Source organism: Streptomyces sp. JL2001, assembly GCF_050917515.1.
Taxonomy (GTDB): Bacteria; Actinomycetota; Actinomycetes; order Streptomycetales; family Streptomycetaceae; genus Streptomyces.
This window is the reverse complement of record NZ_CP169421.1, coordinates 4,792,212-4,815,984: the sequence shown is the minus strand read 5'-3', so window position 1 is coordinate 4,815,984 and position 23,773 is coordinate 4,792,212. Positions and strand designations below refer to the sequence as shown.

General features: G+C 71.8%; 20 protein-coding genes. 1 reads left to right on the top strand and 19 read right to left on the bottom strand.

The features are described 5' to 3' along the window. Positions 1 to 4: 4 nt before the first annotated feature. The 12 genes from mycP to ACE1OA_RS21385 all read right to left on the bottom strand — a co-directional run bounded on the left by mycP (position 5) and on the right by ACE1OA_RS21385 (position 14,323). On the bottom strand, positions 5 to 1,234 hold the full coding sequence (mycP, locus tag ACE1OA_RS21440; protein WP_432753224.1) for a type VII secretion-associated serine protease mycosin: 1,230 nt from the start codon (positions 1,232 to 1,234) through the stop codon (positions 5 to 7). A 14-nt stretch (positions 1,235 to 1,248) separates the two neighbouring features. Continuing rightward, positions 1,249 to 2,748 carry a hypothetical protein gene (locus ACE1OA_RS21435; protein WP_386543373.1) on the bottom strand — a complete coding sequence of 500 codons (1,500 nt, stop codon included), beginning with the start codon at positions 2,746 to 2,748 and terminating at the stop codon, positions 1,249 to 1,251. A gap of 102 nt (positions 2,749 to 2,850) precedes the next feature. Next, complete coding sequence (locus ACE1OA_RS21430) at positions 2,851 to 3,330, bottom strand: hypothetical protein (protein WP_356604970.1); 480 nt, start codon at positions 3,328 to 3,330, stop codon at positions 2,851 to 2,853. Between the two features lie 135 nt (positions 3,331 to 3,465). Next, the gene (locus ACE1OA_RS21425; RefSeq protein ID WP_384866862.1) at positions 3,466 to 5,775 is read right to left on the bottom strand and encodes a xanthine dehydrogenase family protein molybdopterin-binding subunit; all 2,310 of its coding nucleotides are present in this window, start codon (positions 5,773 to 5,775) and stop codon (positions 3,466 to 3,468) included. Beyond that, complete coding sequence (locus ACE1OA_RS21420; protein ID WP_432753223.1) at positions 5,772 to 7,115, bottom strand: 2Fe-2S iron-sulfur cluster-binding protein; 1,344 nt, start codon at positions 7,113 to 7,115, stop codon at positions 5,772 to 5,774. Before ACE1OA_RS21420 ends, ACE1OA_RS21425 begins: the two co-directional genes overlap by 4 nt. Beyond that, positions 7,112 to 7,987 carry an FAD binding domain-containing protein gene (locus ACE1OA_RS21415; RefSeq protein WP_356604974.1) on the bottom strand — a complete coding sequence of 292 codons (876 nt, stop codon included), beginning with the start codon at positions 7,985 to 7,987 and terminating at the stop codon, positions 7,112 to 7,114. Before ACE1OA_RS21415 ends, ACE1OA_RS21420 begins: the two co-directional genes overlap by 4 nt. A gap of 223 nt (positions 7,988 to 8,210) precedes the next feature. Next, entirely contained in the window at positions 8,211 to 9,872 is a 1,662-nt protein-coding gene (locus tag ACE1OA_RS21410; protein ID WP_432753222.1) for a beta-N-acetylhexosaminidase, read from the bottom strand. Between the two features lie 100 nt (positions 9,873 to 9,972). Further along, a complete protein-coding gene (locus ACE1OA_RS21405) occupies positions 9,973 to 10,821 on the bottom strand; it encodes a carbohydrate ABC transporter permease (protein ID WP_356604978.1) in 849 nt (282 codons plus the stop codon). After that, positions 10,818 to 11,858, bottom strand: a complete 1,041-nt coding sequence (locus ACE1OA_RS21400) for a carbohydrate ABC transporter permease (RefSeq protein ID WP_384866870.1) — start codon at positions 11,856 to 11,858, stop codon at positions 10,818 to 10,820. Before ACE1OA_RS21400 ends, ACE1OA_RS21405 begins: the two co-directional genes overlap by 4 nt. A 2-nt stretch (positions 11,859 to 11,860) precedes the next feature. After that, entirely contained in the window at positions 11,861 to 13,168 is a 1,308-nt protein-coding gene (locus ACE1OA_RS21395; protein WP_384866872.1) for an extracellular solute-binding protein, read from the bottom strand. A 229-nt stretch (positions 13,169 to 13,397) separates the two neighbouring features. Further along, positions 13,398 to 13,688 (bottom strand): DUF3039 domain-containing protein, encoded by a 291-nt coding sequence (locus ACE1OA_RS21390; RefSeq protein ID WP_147978194.1) that lies wholly within the window; start codon positions 13,686 to 13,688, stop codon positions 13,398 to 13,400. A gap of 74 nt (positions 13,689 to 13,762) precedes the next feature. Next, a complete protein-coding gene (locus ACE1OA_RS21385; protein ID WP_356604984.1) occupies positions 13,763 to 14,323 on the bottom strand; it encodes a YqgE/AlgH family protein in 561 nt (186 codons plus the stop codon). A gap of 265 nt (positions 14,324 to 14,588) precedes the next feature. Here ACE1OA_RS21385 and murA point away from each other — a divergent pair, with 265 nt between their 5' ends. Continuing rightward, entirely contained in the window at positions 14,589 to 15,929 is a 1,341-nt protein-coding gene (gene murA, locus ACE1OA_RS21380; protein WP_356604986.1) for a UDP-N-acetylglucosamine 1-carboxyvinyltransferase, read from the top strand. 93 nt (positions 15,930 to 16,022) lie between these two features. On the opposite strand, the gene ACE1OA_RS21375 is transcribed toward murA, so the two are convergent. From ACE1OA_RS21375 to ACE1OA_RS21345, 7 genes are all read right to left on the bottom strand, one after another. Further along, positions 16,023 to 16,304, bottom strand: coding sequence for an HU family DNA-binding protein (locus ACE1OA_RS21375; RefSeq protein ID WP_017237029.1), 282 nt, complete (start codon positions 16,302 to 16,304; stop codon positions 16,023 to 16,025). Between the two features lie 310 nt (positions 16,305 to 16,614). Continuing rightward, entirely contained in the window at positions 16,615 to 18,051 is a 1,437-nt protein-coding gene (locus tag ACE1OA_RS21370) for an NAD-dependent malic enzyme (RefSeq protein WP_384866875.1), read from the bottom strand. 409 nt (positions 18,052 to 18,460) lie between these two features. Continuing rightward, positions 18,461 to 20,842 carry a HelD family protein gene (locus ACE1OA_RS21365; RefSeq protein WP_384866877.1) on the bottom strand — a complete coding sequence of 794 codons (2,382 nt, stop codon included), beginning with the start codon at positions 20,840 to 20,842 and terminating at the stop codon, positions 18,461 to 18,463. Between the two features lie 62 nt (positions 20,843 to 20,904). Then, positions 20,905 to 21,762: an anti-sigma factor family protein gene (locus ACE1OA_RS21360; protein WP_356604992.1), complete on the bottom strand. Its 858-nt coding sequence runs from the start codon at positions 21,760 to 21,762 to the stop codon at positions 20,905 to 20,907. Next, the gene (locus ACE1OA_RS21355; protein WP_147978199.1) at positions 21,759 to 22,346 is read right to left on the bottom strand and encodes a sigma-70 family RNA polymerase sigma factor; all 588 of its coding nucleotides are present in this window, start codon (positions 22,344 to 22,346) and stop codon (positions 21,759 to 21,761) included. The genes ACE1OA_RS21360 and ACE1OA_RS21355 overlap by 4 nt, the downstream gene beginning before the upstream one ends. Positions 22,347 to 22,462: 116 nt before the next feature. Further along, complete coding sequence (locus ACE1OA_RS21350; RefSeq protein WP_356604994.1) at positions 22,463 to 23,014, bottom strand: CGNR zinc finger domain-containing protein; 552 nt, start codon at positions 23,012 to 23,014, stop codon at positions 22,463 to 22,465. A 149-nt stretch (positions 23,015 to 23,163) separates the two neighbouring features. After that, positions 23,164 to 23,703: a GNAT family N-acetyltransferase gene (locus ACE1OA_RS21345; protein WP_356604996.1), complete on the bottom strand. Its 540-nt coding sequence runs from the start codon at positions 23,701 to 23,703 to the stop codon at positions 23,164 to 23,166. Positions 23,704 to 23,773 lie beyond the last annotated feature (70 nt).

Here is a 23,773-nt window from a genome sequence, read left to right as displayed (position 1 = left end):
ATGATCAGCTCCGCCGGGAACGCATCACCGGAACGGCCACGGCCGCGCCGATGAGGACGGCGGCGCCGATCCCGAGACCGATCCAGAGGCCGGTGTTCCCACCCTCGTCACTCTCCGCCTGCGCAACGGGCCCGGGCGCGGGAGCCTTCGAGGCCGACGCGGACGCGGAGGGCGCGGCGGACGGTGACGCACTGCCGGCGGCGTCGAGGTCGGGAATGGGCCGGACGTCGGCGGGCCCGACGTCACCCGGGGTCTTCAGCGCCCGGAGGGGCCGGATGGCGCCGTAGCCGATGAAGTCGTTGCGCTTCTCGCCGGTGTTTGGACCGGCGATGGTGTTGAGCATCGCCTTGAGCACCTGGTTGTTGGTCCAGTCGGGGTGCTTGGACCAGACGAGGGCGGCGGCGGCGGAGGCGAGGGCGGTGGCGTCACTGGTGCCGGTCGTCTTGCATAGCCCCGTGCCTCCCCCGCAAGCGTGGATCGTGTCCTCTCCAGGCGCCACCAGGTCGACTTGAGAGCCGTACTGAGAGGTTTTCGATCGTGTCAGCTTCTTGTCGATAGACCCGACACCGACTACACCAGGGGTCGCACCTGGGTACTCAACCAGATTGCCCTGACCAGCACTGTTACCTACGGAGGCAAAGACCAATTTACCCTTGCCCAATGCGTACTTCACGGCGTCCGTGAGTTCCTGCGAGCCTGCCGTGGCACCCTGAGAGATGCTGATTACCTTGGCACCGGAATCTGCAGCGAAACGGATCGCCTCAGGCATGTACCTGTTGAAGTCATCATTGGCATCCTGCTGATTCTGATTTCCCCGGTCTGAGCCTGGCACTCGAATCGGAAGAATCTTGACAGAGGGGGCCAACCCGAAGGCACCGTTCCCTCCGTCCCTCTCGCCGGTACCGGCGATGAGGCCAGCCATACCGGTTCCGTGCCCCGTGTAATCGGTGAACTCGTCACCAGCTTTGTCGGGCGCAAGGTTCTTGCCCGCCAGCACCCTGCCACGCAAGTCAGGGTTGGACTTGTCCACACCACTGTCGATAACCGCGACAGTGACGCCTTCGCCCTTGCTGATGGCCCAGATCTCTTCGGCCTTCATGGTGTCGAGGTGCCACTGCTGAGCCCGGACGGACTCGGCATGGGCAGGAACGGATGCAATGCCCACCAGCAGCATCCCCAAGGCGGCCGATGCGACAGACCGACCACTACCCCAACGAATACTGCTGGCGCGCATTTACTTCCTCTGACTCAGTCGATGACGGGCGGGGCGACAGGCCGGCCACCCTGCTGCCAGGTCTCCTCGTCCTCGACGAGGTAGTCCGGGCGCTCTCCATTACGTTCGTCACGGCGGGATCCGGCAGCCTGCGAGCCGCCGTGCATCATGCCGCCTCGCCCGGTCTGGCCGGCGCCATGGCCGGACTCGCCCTGCGCACCACCACGCACCAGGCCGGAGCCTCCGGGCGTGAAGGGACGAGAGCCGGCAGCGCCGGGCTGCTGCGGACGGGCGCCGACGACGCCGCCGGTCTCGACGGCGAGGCGACGTCCGCCGCTGATGCCGTTCTGCCCGCCCATGGGATGAGTACCGCCCATTCCGCCCATGGGGCCGCGCCCCATGCCCGAGTTCGGGCCCGTGCCCCGCTCAGTACCGATCACGGTGCTGCGCGGGATGCCCGTCGTCGCCCGACCACTGTTGGGAGGAACCGCGCGTCCGCCACTGATGCCCTCGCGCGGCATCCCGAGAGGTCCGGTGGTTCCGGGGCCCGTGCGACCAGGGCCCACCGGTGCACGCGAGGCCATGGGAGGCGTGTTAGCCCGGGTACCACCCGTCACTGCCGGCGGGATCTGCCCGGGCAGCGTGGTCATCGGAGGCGTGAAGCCGTCAGGCTTGCTGACGGGCGGCGTCACCGAAGTCTGCGGAGGAGCGGTCGTCGTCGGAGGCGGCAGGGTCCCGACACTGTCGATCCCAAGATCAGCAGGAACCTCGGGGCGGACTACATGAGTCGGTCCGGTCTTGTCACCTGACGGAGGAACAATGCTCGCATCGGGTGTCGCTCGGCCGTCCTGAGAGCGCGTGGTAGCAATGCCCGAGTCCGCCGAAGGTCGACCATCGCCGCTTGACGTGGACCCGAAGTATGTCGACTGCCCGTCCTTAGCGCCGACGTCCTCAGGCACAAACGCAGCCGGCGGCGGCGGCAGCGTCGGCACCACCAGGTTCTGCATCTGGTGGTCGGACCACTGGTACGACCCCGACAGCTTCTCCATCTCGTCGGCGGCCGCCTGCCGGTTCGCCTCCGCCTTCGCCGCGAGGCGCTGTGCGACCTCCTCCGGCGTCAGGGCCTTCCCCTCGACGTCCGCCATCTGGGAGCGGGCGTTGGCCGCGATCTGCTGGGAGTCGGGGTCGTTGTGGAACTTCCGCGCCGCCTCCAGGTTCTCCTTTGCCTGCGCGTGGGAGGTGTACCGGGGGATGGCGCTCTGCGCCAGGGCGATCGCGTCCGACGCCTGGCTCATCCAGAACGACGCGTCGTCGCTGTAGTCGGCGAGGCTGTGCGTGCTGCTGGCCAGGCTGTCCGCCCACTCCATGAACGCCTTCTCCGCCTCGCCCTTCCACTCCACCCGGCCCGGGCGGTCGCGAAGGGTCTTGGCGATGTCGCGCATCTTGGTCGCCGCCTTCGTCAGGCGGTCGGCCGCGTCCTGGACGTAGAAGCTGCTGGCCTCGTCCAGCCACGCCAGCATCTGCTCGTGTGACATGGAACGGAAGTTGGTCGCGCTGCCGCCTCCGCCGCCGTCTGATGGGATCATCTGTCGCCTCTTCCCCGTGTCCCCGTCGTCCTCGAAGTCCGTGTCCGCGGACTAGCCGAGCGAACCGTCGCCCGTCGTCGTCTCGCTGCCCGGCTGCGCCGTCCCGGAGCCGTCCGTCGTGCCCGTGGTGCGGCCCGCGGCCTTGTCGGCCTCTTCCTTTGCGGTCTGCGTGCGCTGACTGATCGCCAGCATCCGCCGGCGGATGTCGTCGTCCGTCTGCTCGAAGCCGTCCTTCGACATCGTCACGGCGATCCCCATGCCTTCGAGGCAGTCGCCCAGCAGACCCGAGAGCTTGGTCAGCTCCCTGAGCACGTTGTCGTACGAGGAGAAGATGCCGGACGCCTCGATCCACGCGCCTCCGCCACCACCGAACTGGCTGCGGGAGACCGGGTCCGCCGCCATGTTCTTCGTGCCCGCGGGGGATTCGGTCAGCGAGACGATCAGCTCGTCGATCCCCTTCTTGAACTCCAGCATGGATTCGGAGTTGTAGGCCACGGCGCGCATGTACGCGCCGCCTCCTCCGTCCGCCATCGGTGCCAGCATGTGCACCACCCTCCCCCGTGTACCGACAACCAGCAAAGGCCGAGTCGAGCCTAGGAGTTCACTGTACCGAGAAGGAGTGTCAGGACGCACCTCCCGGTTGCACAAGCAACGCGGATCACATGGTTACGAATTGGGTACGGCAACCGCCGCCTGCGGCCTGATCGGGAGGCGGTTGACGGGGCGTCCGGTCGCGGCGCGCACTGCTGAAGCCACCGCCGCGGGGGCCGTGACCACCGGGACCGCGCTCGCCGCCTTGGCGCCGAAGGGGGCCACGACGTCGCGCTCCTCGACGAGTTTCACGATGCGAATGTCCGGGGCGTCCAGGGATGTCGGGAGTGCGTAGCCCGTCAGGTCGGGGTGACGGACCAGGCCGCGGGCCGTGCGGAGGTTCTCCGTGAGGGCCGCGCCGACGCCCTGGGTGACGCCGGCCTCGATGCGGGTGGCGAGCTGGGCCGGGTTGAGGACGCGGCCGACGTCCTGGGCGACCGCCATCTCCACGACGCGGATCGAGCCCAGCTCCACGTCGACGTCCACCACCGCGCGGATGGCGCAGAAGGCGAGGCCGACGAAGGCGTCGCCCTGGCCCGACTCGTCGAGCGGCTCGGTGGGGTGCGGGCGGCACTGGGCGGTGGCCCAGAGTTCCTTGCCGTCCATGGCCTCCGCGACCGTCATGGACAGGATGCCGTCGTACGAGGTGATCTTGCCGTCGGTGATCTGGAGGAGTTCGGTGGACATGCCGAACTTGTGGGCCAGCGGCTGGAGAAGCTGGGTGCGGACCATCTTCGCCGCGCGCTCGACGGCGCCGCCCGAGACCCAGGTGTGCCGGCCGTGGGTCGCGGGGCCGGCCGGGGGCTGGTCCGTGTCGACCGAGGCGACGTGGACCTCCTCGATGCCGAGGGTCTCCTGGACGATCTGGCGCGCCAGGGTCGAGAAGCCGGAACCCGTCTCGACCGCCGCGCAGATGACGGTCGCGACCCCGTCGTGGACCTTGACGGTCGCGGTCGAGACCTCGTCCGTCCCTTCGGCGCCGAGCATGTGGACCATGCCCAGGGCGTAGCCGACGCCGCGGCGCACCGCTCCCGGTTCGCCCGCGCCCTCCGGGCCGCCCGGCAGCAGCCAGTCGTCCTCGGGAGAGTCCTTGGGCAGGGCGGGGAGCGGGAAGTCCCGTACGGCGGAGAGGAGTTCGGCCACGGGTGCGGGGCAGGTGACGGTCTGGCCGGTGGGCAGGATGTCGCCGGTCGCCAGGGCGTTGCGCAGGCGGAGGTCGGCCGGGTCCATGCCGAGTTTCGAGGCGAGCTTGTCCATCTGCGCCTCGTAGGCGGCGCAGACCTGCAGCGCGCCCTCGCCGCGGACGTGGCCGGACGGCGGGTTGTTCGTGCGGACGGCCCAGCCCTCGATGAAGGCGTGCGGGACGACGTAGGGGCCGCAGGCGAAGGAGACGGCGGCGGCCAGGGACTCGGACGAGGCGTCGGCGTACGCGCCCGCGTCGAGCAGGATCTGTGCCTCGACCTTCACCAGCCGGCCTTCGGCGTCGGCGTGGTGGCGGTAGCGCAGCAGGGTGGGGTGGCGGTGGGCGTGGCCGAGGAAGGATTCCTCGCGCGTAGCGCTGAGCTTGACGGGGCAGCCGGTGCGCAGGGCGAGCAGGCCGAGCGGGATCTGGAAGCCGGGGTCCTCGCGGTCGCCGGTGGCGCCCGGGACGCCGGTGACGACGACCTTGACCTGGTCCGGGGAGAGGCCGAAGCAGGCGGCGGCGAGGTCGCGGTCGGTGTGCGGGTCGGTGGAGGCGGTGTAGATCTCGACGCCGCCGTCGGGGCGCGGGACGGCGAGTCCGGCTTCGGCGCCGATCGGTGCCGGGTCCTGGCGGCCGATCCGGTACAGGCCCTCGACGACGACCTCGCCGGCCGCCTCCGCGTCGCCGAAGCGCAGCGGGATGTGGCGGATGAGGTTGCCGTCCGGGTGCAGCGCCTCGGCCGCGAAGGCCTTCTCGGGGTCGGTGACGGGTTCGAGGACCTCGTACTCGACGGCGATGGCGGCGGCGGCGAGGCGTGCCGTGTCCGGGTGGTCGGCGGCGACTGCGGCGATGGCCTCGCCGTGGTGGCGTACGAGGTCGGAGGCGAAGACCGGCCGGTCCGCGACGGTGCGGCCGTAGGTCGCCGCTCCCGGGACGTCGGCGTGGGTGACCACGGCGCGGACGCCGGGCATCTCGGCGGCGGCCGTGGTGTCGACGGAGATGATCCGGGCGTGCGGGTGGGGCGAGCGCAGCAGCGCGGCCCACAGCAGTCCCTCGGCCCAGAGGTCCGAGGCGTACGGGAACGTGCCCTCGGCCTTGGCCCGGGCGTCGGACGGCGGGAGCGAGGCGCCGAGACCGTGCGGCGGGAGCTCCTGCTGGGGGTCGGGCGCCGTGGTGGTGGCGGTGGTCGCGTCGATGCTCACGCCATGCCTCCGTCGTGCGGGTGGGGGATCTGGTGCGGGATGCGCGCCTCGTCGGTCGACTCGGCCGCCGCGGCGGCCCCGCGCTCGGCGACGACCTCCTGCACGGCGTCGAGGACGCCGCGGTAGCCCGAGCAGCGGCACAGGTTGCCGCAGAGGGCCTGGCGGGCCTCCAGCTCGGTGGGGGCGTGGTTGCCCTCCAGCAGGTCGTGGACGGTCATGGCCATGCCGGGGATGCAGAAGCCGCACTGGACGGCGCCGCAGCGGGCCAGGGCGCGCTGGACGTCGGAGGGTTCGCCGTCGGTGGCGAGGCCCTCGACGGTGCGCACCTCGCTGCCGGCCGCGGTCGCCGCGGGGACGAGGCAGGAGGCGACGAGCCGGCCGTCGACCTGCACGTTGCACGCGCCGCACTCGCCCTGCGAGCAGCCGTCCTTGGCCCCGGCCAGGCCGAGGCGCTCGCGCAGGACGTAGAGCAGGGACTCGCCGATCCACGAGTCCGTGACGGGCCGGTCGGCGCCGTTGACGCGCAGGGTGTACGAGGTGTGCGGGTGCTCGTCGCTGTCCGCGCTGCTGGTGGTGGGGAGGGCGGCGGTGGCGTCGTCCGGGAAGGCGGGCTCCTCGGTGTACGACGGTTCGGCCGCGGGCTCGGGTGCGAACTCCGCCGCGGGCTCGACCGTGAGGCCCTCCGGGCCGTCCGGGCGCTCCGCCGGGTCGGTGGTGTGCTCCTCGACGTGCTCGGGGGCGGGGTCCGGCGCGTGTCCGGGTGCGTTCTCCGGCTCCGCCGCGTCCGCGTCCGGCACGGCCCAGGGGGCGGGGGCGCCGCCCGGCAGGGTCGCGGGCGCGCTGCTCGCGTACTGCGCGAGCATCGACGCCGTGTACTCGCCGGATTCGTCCGAGGAGTCCGAGACGACCGGGATGCGCCACTGTCCGGTGGACGCCGACTCGGCCTCGGCCGCCTCGGGGAAGCTCCACTGACCCGTCGCCTGCGGGTCACGCTCCGGCTCGGACGGCGCCTCGGGGGCATCGGTGGTGAAGTTCCACTGACCCGTCGCCTGCGGGTCACGCTCCGGCTCGGACGGCGCCTCGGGGGCGTCGGTGGTGAAGTTCCACTGGCCCGTCGCCCCCGGGTCGGGGTTCAGGGGCACCAGCGGCGTGATCATCGGCGGTACGTAGCCGTGGCCGGGCGCCTCCAGCGGGACGCCGTCGAGCATGAAGTCGGGCGGCAGCTGCACGAAGGCCGTGGCCTCGCCGTCGTAGCCCTCGCTCTGCGGGATCGGCTGCCAGCCGCCCCCGTACTCGTCCCCGCCGTCGTGGTGCTCGTTGCTGTGCCGGTCGTTGCTCACGACAGCGCCCTCCCCAGTGCCCGTCGGGCCAGCGCGGCGACCGTGCGCCGCAGGTGCAGTACGGCGGGCGGCAGCTGCTCGTCGCCCGGCGGGTCGGGGATGCAGGCGGCGGCGACGTACTCGCCGAACGCCGTCAGCGCCTCCGGTGCGAGGCCCCGGTCCCCGTCCCAGTCCACCAGGGTGGCGATCCAGTGCTCCGCCTCCAGCGGGCGCAGCGGCATCGGCGCGATCGCCCCCACCGCGCAGCGCACCCCGCGTCGGGCGGGGTCGAGCACGACGGCGACGGAGGCGGTGGCGCGGGCGGGGCCGGTGCGGCCGGTGGCCTTCAGGAAGACCTGGGGGGCGTGCAGCAGCGGCACCCGCACGAAGGCGACCAGCTCGCCGGGTGCCAGCAGGTCGCGGCCGGCCAGCAGGTGGGAGACGGGGATCTCGCGCGTGCCCAGCGGGCCCATGACGACCAGGTCGGCCTCCAGGGCGGCCAGGACGGGCAGCGAGTCGCCGGCGGGGGCCGCGGTGACGATGTTGCCGCCGAGGGTGCCCGCGTTGCGGATCTGGGGCGGGCCGGCGGCCCGCGCGGCGGCGGCCAGGGCGGGGATCAGGGCGGCGAAGTCGGGCCGGCCCATCCGGGAGTGGGTGAGGCCCGCGCCGAGCAGGGCGTGGCCGTCCTGGTACTGCCAGCCGCGGAGCTCGTTGATCCGGCTGAGGCCGACGAGTCCGGCCGGCCTGAGCTGGCCCTTGTTGACGGCCGCCATCAGGTCCGTGCCGCCCGCGACGGGCACGGCCGCGGGCATGGCGGTGAGCGCCGCCACGGCCTCGTCGAGCGAGGCGGGCAGCGTCACGGACTGCGCCGTCTGTGGTGCGTGCGTGGTCAACCCGCTGCCCCTTCCCGGTGTCCCCGGCGGTCCCCGACTCGTCCCCGGCTGTCGCGCCTGTGTGGCCGTACCGTACGTGCACACAGCCCGGACGTGGCAACTCTGGCACATCTTCCGACCCGTCCGACGCGAGGGTCCGCGAAGGACGGTTCCGTCCAGGACGTCCGCCAGGGAGTGGAACATCCGTTTTGCCGCCGTTGGGTGAAGGGCTGCCCGGGGAGCCTCACACGTTCGGGGGCGCCCCGTCGATGGGCCGCCCCGGCACGCCGGGGCGCCGCTGTCGGGGCGAGGGGCCGGCGGGCGGGCGGTAGTCCACGCCGAGGGCGTCCAGGCGCCGGTAGTGGGCGGCCATGCGCCGCTCGAAGTCCGCGAAGTCGCGGTCGGCGGGCGCGGGCAGCGCCGACCAGGCGACCTCGGCGAAGGCGGCGAGGCGCGGGAAGACCTGGTAGTCGACGCGGGCCCGGTTCTCCATGACCTCGGTCCAGACGTTGGCCTGGGTGCCGAGGACGTGGGCGACGGCCTCGGGCGAGAGGCCCGCCGGTACGGGCTCGAAGCGGTAGACGTCCTCCAGGGTGCGCACGTACCCGATGGGCATCGGCTCGTCGTCGCCCGGCGCCTGCCGGTGGTCCAGGTACACGTGCTGCTCGGGGCACATGACGACGTCGTGGCCGGCCTCGGCCGCGGCGATGCCGCCCGCGTAGCCGCGCCAGGAGGACACCGCGGCGCCGGGGGCCAGGCCGCCCTCCAGGATCTCGTCCCAGCCGATGAGGCGGCGGCCGCGGTCGGCGAGCCAGCGGTCGAAGTGGCGGACGAACCAGGACTGGAGCTCGTCCTCGTCGGCGAGCCCGAGTTCGGCGATGCGGGCCTGGGCGGCCGGGGACCGCCGCCACTGGTCCTTGGGGCACTCGTCGCCGCCGATGTGGACGAAGGTCGACGGGAAGAGGTCGAGGACCTCCTCGAAGACGCCCTCGTAGAAGCGCAGGGTGGTCTCGGAGGGGGCCAGGACGTTCGGGTTGACGCCCCAGGTGTCCCAGACGGCGAGGGAGGCCGTGTCGACGACGTCGCTGTTGCCGAGTTCGGGGTACGCGGCGATGGCGGCCTGCGAGTGGCCGGGGACGTCGATCTCGGGGACGACGGAGATGTGCCGCTCGGCGGCGTACGCGACGATCTCGCGGATGTCGTCCTGGGTGTAGAAGCCGCCGTGCGGCGTCTCGTTCCACAGCGGCGACGCCCGGTGGCCCCATTTCGTGCGCGCCCGCCAGGAGCCGATCTCGGTGAGCCGGGGGTGGCGTCGGATCTCGATGCGCCAGCCCTGGTCGTCGGTGAGGTGGAAGTGGAAGACGTTGAGCTTGTGGGCGGCGAGGAGGTCGAGCTGGCGCAGGACGTCGTCCTTCGGCATGAAGTGCCGGGAGACGTCGAGCATGAGCCCGCGCCAGCGGAAGCGGGGGGCGTCGGTGACGGTGAGCCGGGGCAGGTCCCAGACCCGCCCGTGGGGGCCGGCCGGCGCCTTGCGGTACGCGTCGGGCCCGAGCAGTTGACGGAGCGTCTGGACGCCCCAGAACACGCCGGCGGCGCTGCCGCCCTCGACGAGGACGGCGGCGTCCTCGACGGAGCCGTCGGTCGACAGCCGGTAGCCCTCGGGTCCCGAGGCCCGTTCGATCCCGGGGTCGACGCGCAGCCGGACGGCGCGCGGTCCGCCGCCGGGGGCGAACGGCAGGCCGGTGGCCGCGCCGAGGGCGGAGCGCAGCCACCGGGCCACGCCCTCGGTGCCGGGTCCGGCGTCGAGCGGGGTACCGGCGTCCAGCGCGATCCGGCCGGGCGCGGTCCGGGGCGTGCCGACGTGGGAGGGCGCGGGGATCAGGGGCGGCTGGTGGTCGTCGTGCATGGCATCGGCCTTTCGAGGCGGGGCGTGGCCCACGGGGCGGCCGGGGCGCGGGGGCGAACGGGCGCGGGGACGGCGGGGGACGCGGACGCGTCCCTTCCTGTCAGTCCTTCACGGCGCCGCCCAGTCCCGAGACCAGCCGGCGCTGGACGAGGACGAAGAAGACGAGCACCGGGATCGTCATCACGGTCGATCCCGCCATGATTCCGCCCCAGTCGTTCTCGTCGGGCTTGAAGAAGACCAGCAGCGCCATCGGCAGCGTGGACTGCGAGGTGTCGCTGATGAGGAACGACTTGGCGAAGAGGAAGTCGTTCCAGGTCGAGATGAACGAGAAGACGCTCGTGGCCACGAGCCCGGGGAAGACCAGCGGGAAGAGGATCTGCCACAGGAACCGGGTGCGGCTCGCCCCGTCGATCTGGGCCTGTTCCTCCAGGGCCTCCGGGACGGCCTTCACGAAACCGCGCAGCATCCAGATCGCGAACGGGAGGGAGAACGCGATGTGCGGCAGGATCAGCGACCCCAGCGTGTTGAGCTGGCCGAGGTCCCGCATCAGGAAGAACAGCGGGATCGTCAGCGCCTCGATCGGCACCATCTGGGCGACCAGGAACATGATGAGGAGCGTCGTCCGGAAGCGGAACCGGAAACGGGTCACGGCCGTGGCGGCCAGGAAGGCGATGAGTGCGGAGGCGAGGACGACGGAGCTCGCGACGACGAGCGAGTTGAGGAAGTACCGGCCGAGGTCCTGCTGCTCGAAGACGCGCCGGAAGGAGTCGAGGGACGGGGACAGGGTCCACGGCCTCGGGTGCGTCGACTGGATCTCGCCGGCGGGCTTGAGGGCCGAGAGCACCATCCAGTAGAGCGGGAAGGCCACGGCGGCCGCGACGAGCAGGGCGGCCGCCTCCGCCGCGAGCCGTCCGGGGCGGCGGGGCAGCCGGAGGTGCGGTGCGCTCACAGTTCTTCTCCCTGGCGTCGCATCAGGCGGAGGTGGACCAGCGTGACGGCGAGCAGGATCAGCAGCATGACGACGCCGATCGCGGAGCCCAGGCTGTACTGGGACGAGGCGAACGCCTTCTGGTACGCGTACACGTTGAGGACGAGGTTCTGGCCGGCGATGCCGCCGCCGCCCGTCATCACGTAGATCTGGGTGAAGACCTTGAAGTCCCAGATGACCGACTGGATCGTGACGACGACCAGGATGGGCCGGAGCATCGGTGCCGTGACCGAGCGCCAGATCCGCCACTGCGAGGCGCCGTCGAGGGCGGCGGCCTCCAGGACCTCGGACGGGATGGCCTTGATGCCGGCGTAGACGGTGACCATGACGAACGGGAACGAGCACCACACGACCTCGAGGAGGACGAGCGCGAAGGCGCTGTAGCGCCCGTACGTCCAGGAGAAGTCGCCGAGGCCGAGGACCCGGTTCACCGGTCCGAAGTCGGGGTCGAAGAGGAAGACCCAGACGGTGGAGCCGGTGACGGCGGGGGTGGCCCAGGCGCCGAGCGCGGCCAGCATCAGGGTGAGGCGCGGCACGGCCCGGACGCGGGTCAGGAGCACCGCGAGGGCGCAGCCGACGGCGAGCGTGGTGACGACGCAGGCGGCGGCGAACAGGACCGTGGCGAGGAGGACCTGCCAGAACTGGGGGTCGGAGAAGAGGGCCGTGTAGTTGCCGAAGCCCTGGAAGGAGGTCGGGGCGCCGCCGCTGACCTGGGCCTGGGTGTACTCCAGGAAGGAGATCAGCCCGAGCTGGTAGATGGGGTAGACCAGGAGCCCGCCGAGGACGACGAGCGCGGGGAGCAGGTAGAGCCAGGGGGTCCAGCCGGACCGGGAGCGGGGGCCGGCGGTGGTGCGGGGCCGGCCGGCCGGGCCCCCGGAGCCCTTGCGGGGGCCGGGGACCGGGCCGCCCGCCGCGACGGCGGGGGGTGTCACGGTCGCGCGGGACGCGGTGTCGTCCCCGGCCGCGGCGGCCGGCTTCGTGCCGTTCGGGGCGCTCATCGTCAGCTGCCCGCGGCCGTGAACGCGGCGTCCATCTTCCGGGCGGCGTCGTCCGAGGCCGCGGCGACGTCCTTACGGCCGCTGACGATCTCCTGGAACATCGTCGGGAGCACCAGCGAGGCGTCGATCCGGCCCCAGCCGGGCGAGGCGGGGACGAACTTGGCGCCCGCGCCGAGGGTGTCGATGAACGGCTTCACGAAGGGCTGCTTGCGGGCCGCGTCCGCGCGGACGTCGGTGTACGTCGGCAGGAAGCCCATGGCGTCGAAGAGCTTGCCCTGGGTCTCCTTGCCGCTCAGGGACTTCATGAGGTCGACGGCGAGGGTGCGGTGCGAGGTGCTCTTCAGGACGCCGAGGTTGTTGCCGCCGGCGAAGGCGGGGGCGATCGAGCCGGGCGTGACGCCGGGCAGCGGCACCACGGCGTACTTGCCCTTCACGGTGCCCGCCTCGACGGCCGCGTGGCTGAAGTCGCCGCCGATGGCCATGGCGGCCTTGCCGGAGGCGAAGGCGGTGACGGTCGCGTTGCCGCCCATCTGGGCGCACTTGGCGGCCGGGCAGTTGTCGTCGCCGAACAGGGAGGTGTACGCGGCGATGCCCTTGCGCGCGGACTCGCTGTTGACGGCGGCCTTGTACGACCCGTCCTTCCCGGTGGCGAGTTCGCCGCCGTTGGCCCACACGAAGGGCAGGGCGCCGTAGGTGTAGGCGCCGCCGACGGCGAGGCCGTACAGCTCGGGCCTGGCCTTGCGGATCTTCTTGGCGGTGGAGATCAGCTCGGCCTGCGACTTCGGGGCGGCGAGGCCGAGCTCGCCGAGGACGTCGGTGCGGTAGTAGAGCGCGCGGACGCCGACGAAGAGCGGGGCGCCGTAGACCTTGCCGTCGACGGTGACGGAGGACCTGGCGGTGGGGTCGGTGTCCTTGGCGTCGGCCCAGGCGCCGAACTCGGCGGTGATGTCGGCGAGTCCGCCGTCCTTCACGTAGCCGGCGGTGTCGGTGTTGCCGTACTCGACGAGGTCGGGGGCGGACCCGGGGTCGTTGAAGGCGGCCTTGATGCGCTGCGCGCGGGTGTCGACGGGGATGTACTCGACCTGGACGTCGGTGCCCTCGTGCCGCGCCTCGAAGGCGGCGATCGCCGCGTCGACGACCTGCTCCTTGGGCTTGTTGTTGACCTCCTGGAAGAGCCAGACGCGCAGGGTGCCGGACTTCTCGTCCGAGGCGGCCCTGCCGTCGGAGGTCTGCGGGGCGCAGGCGGTGGCGGTGAGGCCGGCCAGCACAAGTGCGGTGACCGGAGCGGCGATTCGGGCAGCAGGCTTCATACGGGGCTCCCACCAATCATCGTTGCAGCATGCGCAACGGGCGTTTCGTGCTGCACAACACGCTGGAGGTTAGAGCCGGGCCCCCTGCCCGACAAGTGGTCTCAACCACTCTGTGACCAGCCGACGCACCCCGTGCAACGCGCGGCAGGCGCCGGCCCCACGAGAACGGCCCCCGGCACACGTACCGAAGTACGCGTGCCGGGGGCCGTCCCCGTGGCGGAGGGAAGTGCTACTTGTCCTTGCCGCCCTTGTCCTTGTCCTTGTCCCCGCCGGGACCCATGGACTCGTAGATCTCCTTGCACATGGGGCAGACCGGGTACTTCTTGGGGTCGCGCCCCGGTACCCAGACCTTGCCGCACAGTGCCACCACGGGAGTGCCGTCGAGGGCACTCGCCATGATCTTGTCCTTCTGGACGTAGTGGGCGTAGCGCTCGTGGTCGCCGTCACCGTGGGACACCTGCGGCGTCGGCTCGACGAGGGTTCCCGTACCTGCCCCGCGCTCGGGCTCGAGAGTGCTCATAACAGCCAAGGGTACTGGGGCTCCCCGGGTACCCGCGCCCGGCCGGTCCGACGGGTCCGGAGGGCCGCGCCGGCTCAGTTCAGCGAGGGATCGTCCGGGTACGTCGCCACGATCGCGAGCTCCCCGCGCTGGCGGCGGAGCACCGAGCGCCAGAGCGTCTCCGGGGAGGGCGAGGAGACGTCGCCCGGCTCGGACTCGACGACGTACCAGGCGCCCTCGCCGAGCTCCGTCTCCAGCTGGCCGGGGCCCCAGCCCGCGTAGCCGGCGAAGATCCGCAGGGAGCCGAGGGCGGGGCCGAGGAGCTCGGGCGGGGTCTCCAGGTCCACCAGGCCGATGGCCCCGTACACCCGGCGCCAGCCCAGCGGCCCCTCGTCGCCGGGGATCACCGCCAGACCCAGCGCGGCGTCGAGCGAGACCGGGCCGCCCTGGAAGACCACTCCCGGGTCCCCGGCGAGCGGGGCCCAGGACGCGAGGATGTCACCGACCGTGATCGGAGTGGGCCGGTTCAGGACCACGCCGAGCGACCCCTCGTCGTCGTGGTCGAGGAGGAGCACCACCGCGCGGTCGAAATTCGGATCCGCCAGGGCGGGGGTGGCGACGAGCAGTCGCCCTGTGAGCGAGGACACCTCGGTCATGCGACACATGATCCCGCATCTTCGGCGTTCGCGGAGCTTCTCGGGCACGACGGGCGGACGGCGCGCACCCGGCGCAGCTCAGGGCGGCTGCGACGGCCACGAAGATCCACAAACGGACGGTGACGCTCCGCAAGATCGCGTGAACAGAGTGTGTTGTGCCGAATTCATTACATCTGCGGGGGCCCCTCGGTCTACCGGAACGGGGGTGATCGGCCCTTACCCTATTTCCCTGGCCCCTGCCCGACGACTCCGGAACGCGAGATCCATGACCGGCACAGACGATGTACTGCTTGTCCACGGCGGAACCCCGCTGGAGGGCGAGATCCGCGTTCGCGGCGCGAAGAACCTCGTGCCCAAGGCAATGGTCGCCGCCCTGCTCGGCAGCGGTCCCAGCCGGCTGCGCAACGTGCCCGACATCCGGGACGTCCGGGTGGTGCGCGGCCTGCTGCAGTTGCACGGCGTCACGGTCCGCCCCGGCGACGAGCCCGGTGAACTGGTCCTCGACCCGACACACGTCGAGTCCGCCAACGTGGCTGACATCGATGCCCACGCGGGTTCCTCGCGGATCCCGATCCTCTTCTGCGGCCCGCTGCTGCACCGCCTCGGCCACGCCTTCATCCCGGGCCTGGGCGGCTGCGACATCGGCGGCCGGCCGATCGACTTCCACTTCGACGTGCTGCGCCAGTTCGGCGCGACGATCGAGAAGCGGGAGGACGGCCAGTACCTGGAGGCCCCGCAGCGGCTGCGCGGCACCAAGATCCGTCTGCCGTACCCCTCGGTCGGCTCGACCGAGCAGGTGCTGCTGACGGCCGTCCTCGCGGAGGGCGTCACCGAGCTCTCCAACGCGGCGGTGGAGCCGGAGATCGAGGACCTGATCTGCGTCCTGCAGAAGATGGGCGCCATCATCTCGATGGACACCGACCGGACGATCCGGATCACCGGTGTCGACCGCCTCGACGGCTACACCCACCGGGCGCTCCCGGACCGCCTGGAGGCGGCGTCCTGGGCGTCGGCGGCGCTGGCCACCGAGGGCAACATCTACGTGCGCGGCGCTCAGCAGCGCTCGATGATGACCTTCCTGAACACCTACCGGAAGGTGGGTGGCGCCTTCGAGATCGACGACGAGGGCATCCGCTTCTGGCACCCGGGCGGCTCGCTGAACGCGATCCACCTGGAGACGGACGTGCACCCCGGTTTCCAGACGGACTGGCAGCAGCCGCTCGTGGTGGCCCTGACCCAGGCGTCCGGCCTCTCCATCGTGCACGAGACGGTCTACGAGTCCCGGCTCGGCTTCACCTCGGCGCTCAACCAGATGGGTGCGCACATCCAGCTGTACCGCGAGTGCCTGGGCGGTTCGGACTGCCGCTTCGGCCAGCGCAACTTCCTGCACTCGGCGGTCGTCTCCGGACCGACCAAGCTCCAGGGCGCGGACCTGGTCATCCCGGACCTGCGCGGCGGCTTCTCGTACCTGATCGCGGCCCTGGCGGCGCAGGGCACGAGCCGCGTCCACGGCATCGAGCTGATCAACCGCGGCTACGAGAACTTCATGGAGAAGCTCGTCGAGCTCGGCGCCAAGGTCGAGCTGCCGGGCAGCGCCCTGGTGTAGGGCCCGTACGCGGACGAACGGAAGGGCGGCCACCCCCTGACAGGGTGGCCGCCCTTCCGTCGCCTTCAGACCCGCTCAGAGGCCCTCGGGCACTTACTTGCCCTTGGCGGCTTCCTTGAGCTTCGAGCCCGCGGAGACCTTCACGCTGTAGCCGGCCGGGATGTTGATCGGGTCGCCGGTCTGCGGGTTACGAGCGGTGCGAGCGGCACGGTGGGTGCGCTCGAAGGTCAGGAAGCCGGGGATGGTGACCTTCTCGTCGCCCTTGGCGACGACCTCGCCGACGGTCTCGGCGAGAGCGGCCAGCACGGCGTCGGCGTCCTTGCGGGTCACCTCGGCACGGTCGGCCAGGGCGGCCACCAGCTCACTGCGGTTCATGTTGTTACTCCCGTGTTCTTCTTGCCTGTGAGGCGTGAGATCGAAGCCGATGCTGCCAGGGCCCTCGGACAGTCCCCGGACCCGGGTCTGCTGTACAGACCCTCGCGCCCGAATAGGCATCCTGCCCCCACCAGCGGCGGGAACGCCAATCCGGCACCCTCTGGGGTCACACGAAAAGCGCCACGGCCTCCGGCATGGTGACGTTCCGTCGACTCCGCCGAAACTCTTTGGAGCCGAACAGCCACCCTAAAGGCGGGTTTACGGCGCGGCGACTCGCGACGCGCCGTCCACCGGGCTGACGTGGGGCCTGTCACAGCCCGTTCGAGGAGGTCTCCCCACCCGCGCCGGCCGCCTTCGCGGCCGTGCGGACGGCACCCGCGACGGCGCCCGCGACCTTGTCGTTGAACACCGAGGGGATGATGTAGTTCGGGTTCAGTTCGCCCTCGGTCACGACGTCGGCGAGGGCGGTGGCCGCCGCCAGCATCATGTCCGTGTTGACGGCCCGGGACTGAGCGTCCAACAGACCGCGGAAGACGCCCGGGAAGACCAGCACGTTGTTGATCTGGTTGGGGAAGTCCGAACGGCCGGTGGCCACCACGGCGGCCGTCTGACGGGCGATCGCCGGGTCGACCTCGGGGTCCGGGTTCGCGAGCGCGAACACGATCGCGCCATCCGCCATGGCGGCGACGTCGTCCGCGCCCAGGAGGTTCGGGGCCGAGACGCCGATGAAGACGTCCGCGTCGACCACGGCCTCCTTGAGGGTGCCGGTGACGCCCTCGGGGTTGGTGTTGTCGGCGATCCAGCGCAGCGGGGTGCCGGGGGCCGCGTCGACCAGGTCCGTACGGCCCGCGTGGACCACGCCGTGGATGTCGGCGACGACGGCGTGCTTGACGCCCGCCGCGATCAGCAGCTTCAGGATCGCCGTACCGGCCGCTCCGGCGCCCGACATGACGACCCGTACGTCGCCGATGCCCTTGCCCACCACGCGCAGGGCGTTGGTCAGGGCGGCGAGGACGACGATCGCGGTGCCGTGCTGGTCGTCGTGGAAGACGGGGATGTCCAGGGCCTCGCGCAGCCGCGCCTCGATCTCGAAGCAGCGGGGCGCCGAGATGTCCTCGAGGTTGATGCCGGCGAAGCCGGGGGCGATCGCCTTGACGATCTCGACGATGGCGTCCGTGTCCTGCGTGTCGAGGCAGATCGGCCAGGCGTCGATGCCGGCGAAGCGCTTGAAGAGGGCCGCCTTGCCCTCCATGACGGGCAGCGCGGCCATGGGGCCGATGTTGCCCAGGCCGAGGACCGCGGAGCCGTCCGTCACGACCGCGACGGAGTTGCGCTTGATGGTCAGGCGCCGGGCGTCCTCGGGGTTCTCGGCGATCGCCATGCACACCCGGGCCACGCCCGGGGTGTAGATCATGGAGAGGTCGTCACGGTTGCGGATGGGATGCTTCGACGCCATCTCGATCTTGCCGCCGAGGTGCATCAGGAACGTACGGTCCGAGACCTTGCCGAGGACGACGCCCTCGATGCCCCGCAGTTGCTCGACGATCTCGTCGGCGTGCCCGGTGGAGGTCGCGGCGATGGTGACGTCGATCCGGAGCTTTTCGTGGCCGGAGGCGGTCACGTCGAGGCCGGTGACGGAACCGCCGTGGGACTCCACCGCCGTGGTGAGCTGGGAGACCGCGGTCCCGCTCGCGGGAACCTCCAGCCGGACCGTCATCGAGTACGAGACGCTGGGCGCCGTTGCCATGGCCGAGTTCCTTCGCTTTCCCTAGCTTCATTGCTACGCCGCCTCGGCTGGTTGCCCGGCGGCGCCCTCCGATGGTCGCACCTACCTGTCGGTAGCAGGTAATGCGGTCATTTTGTTTTCGGAAAGTAGTTTCCACCATACGAGAAGCCGACCGGAAACAGAAGAGGCCCCTGTCACCAGTGGTGACAGGGGCCTCTTCTTCGTACATACGCACGAAGAGTGTCCTGAGTGGCACCGACCCGCCATGCTCGCCTCGCGGCAAGTGGTCCCTCTGAGGGACGAAGGTTGGGCCCGGGGGCTTGGATCGAGCCGGTGCCACGACAAGGCTAACAAACCACCCTGGCAAGTGATTCCTACGGCGCAGGTTGACTTGAAATCAGCCCCTCACGGCCCAGGGCGGGCCGTCCGCTCAGTCCCTGAGCAGGTCCGGGACGCCGTCCGCGTCCGGCACGTCCCGGGCCCCGGACACCACCGTCAGCTGCTGGGTGGCCCGGGTCAGGGCCACGTACAGCACCCGCAGGCCGGCCGGCGACTCGTCCGCGATCTCCGCGGGCGAGACGACCACCGTGGCGTCGTACTCCAGGCCCTTGGCCTCCAGCGAGCCGAGCGCCACCACGCGGTCGCCGAGGTCGGCCAGCCAGCGGGCGGCCTGCTCGCGCCGGTTCATGGCGACGACGACACCGACCGTACCGTCCACCTGTTCGAGCAGCCGGTGCGCCTCGGAGCGGACGATTCCGGCCAGGTCGGCCTTGTCCGGGACCGCCACGAAGCGCGGCTCGACGCCCGTGGAGCGGACCGCCCGCGGCGACTCCTTGCCGGGCATCGCCAGCGCGAGCACCTTGGCGGCCAGTTCGGCGATCTCCGCCGGGTTGCGGTAGTTCACGGTCAGCTCGAACCGGCGGCGCGGGCGGCTGCCCAGGGCCTCGTCGCGCGCCTCGGCCGCCTCGTCCGGGGTGGACCAGGAGGACTGCGCCGGGTCGCCGACGACCGTCCAGGTCGCGTGGCGCCCGCGCCGGCCGACCATCCGCCACTGCATCGGCGTGAGGTCCTGGGCCTCGTCGACGATGACGTGCGCGTACTCGGTGCGCTCCGCCGCGAGCCGCTCGGCCCGCTCGCGCTGCGTCTCCTCGCGGACGGGCATCAGCTCCTCCAGGCCCGTCAGCTGGTCCAGCGGGTCGTACTCCCGCTTCCTGCGCGGTCGCGCCGGTGCGCCGAGCAGGGTGTGCAGCTCGTCGAGCAGCGCCACGTCGTGCACGGACAGGGCCTCGCGGCGCAGGGAGCGGGCCAGGCGCCGGACCTCGCCCGGGTTCAGGACGCGCCGGGCCCAGCGGCCGAGGCGCTTCTCGTCGGCCATCGCGTCGAGGACCTGGCGGGGCGTGAGCTCGGGCCACCAGGCGTCGAGGAACGCGACGAAGGAGTCCTCGGTGGAGACGTCCTCGTCGAAGGAGGAGCGCAGTTCGGCGGCGAGCTCGGGGTCGCTGTGCCGGCCCGCGGAGCCGGACTTGGAGTACAGCGCGTCGAGCAGCAGCCGGCGGGCCCGGGGGCGCAGCAGGTTGACGGGGGCGGAGCCGCCGAGGACGTTGTGCCGGATCCGCCGGAGCTCGTCGGCCTCCAGCTCGATGCGGCGCCCGAACGCGACCACGCGCAGGAGGGTGGGGGTGCCGGCGGGAGCGGCGGGGGTCTCGTCCTCGTCGAAGGAGAGCTGGTCGGTGTCCCTCCCCCGGCCGGTCGCGCCGCCGAGGGGCGCGGGGGTCTCCAGGGCGCCGCGGGCCGCCTTGCGCAGCACCGCGACCATGCGGGAGGAGCCCTTGACGCGGGCCACGGCCGGCTCGTCGTAGGCGGTGGCCTCGGCGCCGTCGACGAGGCTGCCGACCGCGCGGATCGCGACCTGGCCCTCCTCGCCGAGGGAGGGCAGGACGCCCTCGGTGTACGAGACGAGCAGCGGGGTCGGGGAGACGATCAGGATGCCGCCCGCGTAGCGCCGCCGGTCCTGGTAGAGCAGGTAGGCCGCCCGGTGCAGGGCGACCGCCGTCTTGCCGGTGCCCGGGCCGCCCTCCACGTACGTCACGGAGGCGGCGGGCGCGCGGATGACCAGGTCCTGCTCGGCCTGGATGCTGGAGACGATGTCGCGCATCGTGTGGCTGCGGGCCTGGCCCAGGGCGGCCATCAGGGCGCCGTCGCCGATCACCGCGAGCTCGCGCCCGTCGAGGGTGGCACGCAGCTCGGGGCGCATCAGGTCGTCCTCGACGCCGAGGACCTTGCGGCCCTTGGAGCGGATGACGCGGCGGCGCACCACGCGGCCGGGGTCGACCGGGGTCGAGCGGTAGAACGGCGCGGCGGCGGGCGCGCGCCAGTCGATCACGAGCGGCGCGTAGTCGGAGTCGAGGACGCCGATCCGGCCGATGTGGAGGGTCTCGCCGATCTCCGCGTACTGGTGGGACCCGTCGGACCGCACCGCGTCCTCGGCGGGCTCGACGGACGTGTAGGCGCCGTCGGGTCCCTTCTTGCCGTCCTTGCCGTTCAGCAGGTCGATCCGGCCGAACAGGAAGTCCTCGAACTCGTTGTTGAGCCGGTTCAGGTGGACACCGGCCCGGAACACCTGGGCGTCGCGTTCGGCGAGGGCGCCGGGCGTGCCGACCTGGCCTCGTTTCGCCGCGTCGTTCATCAGGAACTCCGCCTCGTGGATCTTCTCCTCGAGGCGGCGATAGACCTGGTCCAGATGTTCCTGTTCGATGCCGATCTCGCGGTCACGGACCGTGTCGACCACACCGACGGCTTCCTGCGCGGCCACCGAGGCCCCCTTCTGACGTGCACTGGGCAGCCGTCGAGCTTATGCCACAGAAGGGGCCTATGTCAGGCGTCGACCTCCACGAGGCGCTCGCCGTCGAAGGTGCGGACCTCGAAATGGTCGATGTCGTTGCGGTTCATGGCCGCTCCGCCGTGGACGTAGAGCGGGTTCCTCGCGGCCTCGGTGACGGCGCCGGGGATGCCGTAGCCCCACTTCGGGACGGCCCAGGAGGTGACGACCTCCTCGTCCCCGCTCTTGGACACGGCGACGAGCCGGCACTTCAGCGGACCCTTGACGTTCTTGAGTTCGAGGACGGCGTGGGTGCCCCAGCCCTTCTTCTCCACCCCGACGGTGGCGCTGACCAGGGTGGTCGGGTCGGTGGCCTGGAACTTCTCCTCCATGTGCTGGAAGAAGGCGTCCTCGGCGGGGCTGGTGGGGTGCGGGTCGGCGGCGACGTTGTTCGTCCCCCCGCCGGACGTGGCGACCACGGCGACGGCGGGTCCGCCGATGACGAGGACGGCCGCGGCGGCGACGAGGAAGAAGGTGCGGCGGCGGGTGCGGGCCCGGTGGGCGCCGACCTCGTCGACGAGCCGGTCGAGGAGCTTCGGGTCGGGCAGCGCACCGACCGGCGGCTCGCCCTTCCTGCGGGCGGCCAGGGGCACGGGCGGGCGGGGGGCGAAGGCGTCGAAGGCGCCGTCCGCGTAGGGGTCGATGCCGGAGAGGCCGGCGTCCCGGAGCCGGGCCCCGGAGGACGGGGACGGCGTGTCCGCGAGCATGGCCAGCATCGGCTCCATCCCGGCGAACTCCTCGAGATGCGCGGCACACACCTCACAGCCCCCAAGATGAGCTTCGAACGCGGCGGCATCGTCGGTGTCCAAGATGCCGAGCACATACGCGCCCGCCGCATCATGTGGCGACGTCATACCGTTACCCCCCTCTCCTCCAACGCGAGCTTCATGGACCGCAGTGCGTAGAACACCCGGGACCGCACGGTCCCGGCGGGTATACCAAGACTCTCGGCCGCCTCGTTGACCGTACGCCCCTTGAAGTAGGTCTCGACCAACACTTCCCGGTGAGCGGGCGTCAAATCTTCGAGTGCGTCAGAGAGCGTCATCAGCCACAGCGCCTTGTCGATCTCGTCCTCCGCGGGCAGGACCTCGAGCGGTGACGGATCGACCTCCTGAGGCCGGGCCTGCCGGCTTCGGTGGCCGTCGATGACGATGCGCCGGGCGACCGTCACCAGCCAGGGTCTGACAGAGCCGGTAGCCCGGTTGAGCTGGCCGGCGTTCTTCCAGGCACGGATGAGCGTCTCCTGTACGACGTCCTCGGCGCGCTGGCGGTCACCGGCGACGAGACGGAGTACGTAGGCGAGCAGCGGTCCGGCATGTTCGCGGTAGAGGGCCCGCATCAACTCTTCGTCTGGGACGGCGGGTCGAATGCGGGTCACCTCGTTGCGATGCCGGGCCCGATGCGGACGGTCATCGGCCACGGCCGCATCCTTGCGCACCTGAACCTCCCGGTCGAGACCCTGTTTGTCGTGCAGAGGTACGCACCGGGCGCGGGTTCTTCTCAATGGCGCGCGAACTTTTTCGAGCGGGTTCCGGCGCGGGGTCCTGGAGGGACTCAGGCGGCGCTCTTTCCACGTCGCGCTGCCCGATGCCGGGCAACACGCTCGCGGTTGCCGCACAGTTCGCTGGAACACCAGCGGCGCCGGCGTCCGCGCGAGGTGTCGAGAAAAAATCGGCGGCAGTTGTCGCCCTCGCACTGCCTGAGCAGTGCGCGGGCGGCCGGGTCGGTCAGCAGGTCGACGGCGTCGCGGGCGACGGCGGCGAGCAGGGAGCGGCAGTCCGGTTCGGCGCTCAGCACCCGGACGAGCAGACCCGTCTCGGCGCGGACGGCGCGCGGGGCGGGTGGCGCGGAGGCGGCGGCGAGGGTGTTGAGCCGCTCCAGGGCGGGGTCGGCGCGCCGCCCTTCGAGCTGGGCGCGGACGACATCGGCGACGCAGTCGCGCAGTTCGCGGAAGTGGACGACCCAGAGGGCGTCGAGGGAGCGCAACGGAGTGGCGGCCGGGACGAGTCCGGCGGTGTGGAGGAAGCGGTCGAGATGGTCCCCGCGGTCGAGCGGCAGGGCGGCCAGGTCCAGGCAGATCCGCCCGGAGTCGAACCGTACGGTCATGCCCCTGTCACCACCTCGCGGTCGGGAGCCCGGCGGGGCCCGCGTCGGGCTCCCGACCAGAGTGCCCGCGCGGGCCGGGTCCGGCTAGAGGGCGAGACGCGCGGGGGCCGGCGGGCGTCGCGCGCACGCCGGGGGTGGGGGGCCGGCCCTCAGCCCCGGGGCGGAGGGTCGTCGTGGAGGATGCGCTGGAAGATGTGGTGGTCGCGCCACTCCCCGTCGATGTGGAGGTAGCGGGGCGCGGTTCCGATCCGCTCGAACCCGCTCTTGGCGAGGACGCGTTGGGAGGCGAGGTTGTCGAACATGGTGCAGGCCTCGATCCGGTGCAGGCCGAGTTCCTCGCGGGAGGCGCGGCAGACCTCCTCGACCAGCGCGCTCGCCAGACCGCGGCCGGTGTACCGCCCGTCGACCCAGTAGCCGAGGGAGGCGCTGCGGAAGGGCCCGAGGACGATGCCGGAGAGGATGGCGGACCCGACGATCACCTCGGACTCCTCCCCCGCCTCCGTGGACACGGCGAACCACCGCCGGCCGCCGTCGGCGAGCCGCTCCGCCTGGCCCTCGGCCGTGTAGTACGCCTCGGTCCGGTACGGCTCCCGGGGGCGCATGTGCGCGCGGTTGCGCAGCAGGGCGGCCGCGAGCGCCGCGGCGTCGGAGGGCTCGGCGGGCCGGATGCGTACGGCGTCGGTGGTCACGGGGGCCACCGTAGACGCCGGCGTATGGGACCGGGACGCTGACCCATGTCCACGGCGGCGGGCCGTCGCT

What these genes read in the sequence shown, in the direction of transcription:
- ACE1OA_RS21430 (WP_356604970.1), bottom strand. Translation starts at nt 3,330, where the DNA reads ATGGCGGACGGAGGAGGCGGCGCGTACATGCGCGCCGTGGCCTACAAC.
- ACE1OA_RS21435 (WP_386543373.1), bottom strand. Translation starts at nt 2,748, where the DNA reads ATGTCACACGAGCAGATGCTGGCGTGGCTGGACGAGGCCAGCAGCTTC.
- mycP (WP_432753224.1), bottom strand. Translation starts at nt 1,234, where the DNA reads ATGCGCGCCAGCAGTATTCGTTGGGGTAGTGGTCGGTCTGTCGCATCG.
- murA (WP_356604986.1), top strand. Translation starts at nt 14,589, where the DNA reads ATGACCGGCACAGACGATGTACTGCTTGTCCACGGCGGAACCCCGCTG.
- ACE1OA_RS21375 (WP_017237029.1), bottom strand. Translation starts at nt 16,304, where the DNA reads ATGAACCGCAGTGAGCTGGTGGCCGCCCTGGCCGACCGTGCCGAGGTG.
- ACE1OA_RS21360 (WP_356604992.1), bottom strand. Translation starts at nt 21,762, where the DNA reads ATGACGTCGCCACATGATGCGGCGGGCGCGTATGTGCTCGGCATCTTG.
- ACE1OA_RS21370 (WP_384866875.1), bottom strand. Translation starts at nt 18,051, where the DNA reads ATGGCAACGGCGCCCAGCGTCTCGTACTCGATGACGGTCCGGCTGGAG.
- ACE1OA_RS21410 (WP_432753222.1), bottom strand. Translation starts at nt 9,872, where the DNA reads ATGCACGACGACCACCAGCCGCCCCTGATCCCCGCGCCCTCCCACGTC.
- ACE1OA_RS21390 (WP_147978194.1), bottom strand. Translation starts at nt 13,688, where the DNA reads ATGAGCACTCTCGAGCCCGAGCGCGGGGCAGGTACGGGAACCCTCGTC.
- ACE1OA_RS21350 (WP_356604994.1), bottom strand. Translation starts at nt 23,014, where the DNA reads ATGACCGTACGGTTCGACTCCGGGCGGATCTGCCTGGACCTGGCCGCC.
- ACE1OA_RS21400 (WP_384866870.1), bottom strand. Translation starts at nt 11,858, where the DNA reads ATGAGCGCCCCGAACGGCACGAAGCCGGCCGCCGCGGCCGGGGACGAC.
- ACE1OA_RS21395 (WP_384866872.1), bottom strand. Translation starts at nt 13,168, where the DNA reads ATGAAGCCTGCTGCCCGAATCGCCGCTCCGGTCACCGCACTTGTGCTG.
- ACE1OA_RS21385 (WP_356604984.1), bottom strand. Translation starts at nt 14,323, where the DNA reads ATGACCGAGGTGTCCTCGCTCACAGGGCGACTGCTCGTCGCCACCCCC.